The 1,842-nt window shown below is 37.1% G+C and carries 2 protein-coding genes; both read left to right on the top strand.

All coding sequences use genetic code 11. The annotated features are described in order from the left end of the window. Positions 1 to 92 precede the first annotated feature (92 nt). The gene (locus AC5GD6_RS06215) at positions 93 to 395 is read left to right on the top strand and encodes a terminase TerL endonuclease subunit (protein WP_238295885.1); all 303 of its coding nucleotides are present in this window, start codon (positions 93 to 95) and stop codon (positions 393 to 395) included. Positions 396 to 788: 393 nt separating this feature from the next. Further along, positions 789 to 1,181, top strand: a complete 393-nt coding sequence (locus AC5GD6_RS06220; protein WP_491846480.1) for a hypothetical protein — start codon at positions 789 to 791, stop codon at positions 1,179 to 1,181. Positions 1,182 to 1,842 lie beyond the last annotated feature (661 nt).

A 1,842-nucleotide genomic window follows, 5' to 3' on the forward strand; every position in this document is an offset into this window, starting at 1 on the left:
GGATGGATGGTGTGCAGGATTTTTGGGAAGGAGAATACACATACCGTTGTATCCTGACTAACGACTATGATTCTTCCGTAAGAGATTCAGTAATGAGAGGACGTGTAAACGCAACAAGGACGTTCAAGGGCTTAGTTGCGGATTTGAGGTTAAAGCCTTTACGTCAAACTTACGGCTACTTCACCGCACCTATAGAAAGTTTTGAACACGGAGCAAAGACAGGACACATACGGATAGGCGATAACCCTATCAATGCTTATTGTTTCGGTAATGCTATCTTAGATTTTGACAACCTAGAAAACTGTAAACCTATAAAGATAAGGCAAACACAAAAGATAGACGGAGTTATAACGGTGCTTATGTGTGTAAGACAGTTTATAGATTATGAGCGATAACAAAAAAAGCCCCGATGCTTCACGCACCGAGGCTTAAAAATGTTCATTGATTATACAAACTTCGTTAGAAAGAAGCCGTATTGAGTTCTGTCTTTATATCTTCTATACATTTTGAGAGGCGATTGTATGTCTTTTCTCCAGCATTCTTTATACCACATACATATTGGCGCATCAACGTTGCAGGAATGTCAAGAGAAATAGGAATAAGCCCAACCCTAATGCGATAATATGCGATAGGACAAAGAAAGCCTAGCAAGCAGCGTAAGGAAATGATTGTAAAAGGCATCAAGTCGCTTGCAAAAAAAATGGAAGCAGCAAGCGTATATTGATAAAAAAATTGAATGCTTCGTGCTTCAATAGTAAAAGAACATTTCAACCGTCTGCATGAGATATGTGGGCGGTTTCACTTTAAAAACAAACAGCATAAAGGCATATAAAAAAGGGACAAAAAAAGACTTCAAAATAATTGAAGTCCTAGATTTCGCACTTGCTTGTATAGGCTTATCTGATATGGATTTCTGTAGGCTTACGCTAGAGGAATTTAATGCTGTAAGTGAAGCTTATAATAGCAAGTGCGAAACTGCTGTTAAAAACGATTGGGAGCGTGATAGAATGTTTACTACAATTGCTATTCAGCCACATGTAAGCAAGAAGTTACAACCTAAAGAAATGTTGCCTTTCCCCTGGGAAGAAACTAAACCAAAGGAAGCCGTGATACTATCACCAAAAGAGCGGAAAGAAAGGTTTGAGGAAATACTTAAAAGGGTGAGAAATCAACGTTTTTAAAAACTAGAAATAAAACCCTCCGCCTTTCATATACTTAACGGCAAGTAAGCAGCCCAGCACAAAGCTAATTCCGCATACGAAAGCCGAGCTATACCATAATGTAATATTCCCTATGATAATGCCCACTATAACAAGAACAGCAGATACCAGCGTAAGCGTTTTATATATGTATAATCGTATTAAGGCAAATTTTGAAATGGGGAAAAATTCGTTTTTGTTATATACAAACCAATTTATTTTAGTTGTATGTCGCTGCCTTTCCGATCCGTTTGCTGTTAATTTGCTTGAAGTAAGAGGGCTTCTAAGGAGTGTAAAAAAGCTAACTATGATGCATGCGATAGAGCTGCATAAAAAGTAGATAGCAATAGAGTATTTCTGCCAGCACAAGCAGGCTATCGCTATAGCAAAGGATAAAAAAAAGGTGATAAACGATAAAATAGTAATGTTTTTATAAAGTTTTTGCTTCGTAGTAGCCATAATAATTAAAAAAGTTGGTCAAAAACAAAAATACTCAATTGCATTTATTATAGTAAGACATATCGACTTGTGATTCAAAGACAGAAACGGATGGATGGTGTGCAGGATTTTTGGGAAGGAGAATACACATACCGTTGTATCCTGACTAACGACTATGATTCTTCCGTAAGAGATTCAGTAATGA

It is taken from the genome of Fannyhessea sp., assembly GCF_986145555.1.

Bases quoted from the DNA above. Each gene is read 5' to 3' on its own strand.
- AC5GD6_RS06215 (WP_238295885.1), top strand. From the start codon at position 93: ATGAGAGGACGTGTAAACGCAACAAGGACGTTCAAGGGCTTAGTTGCG.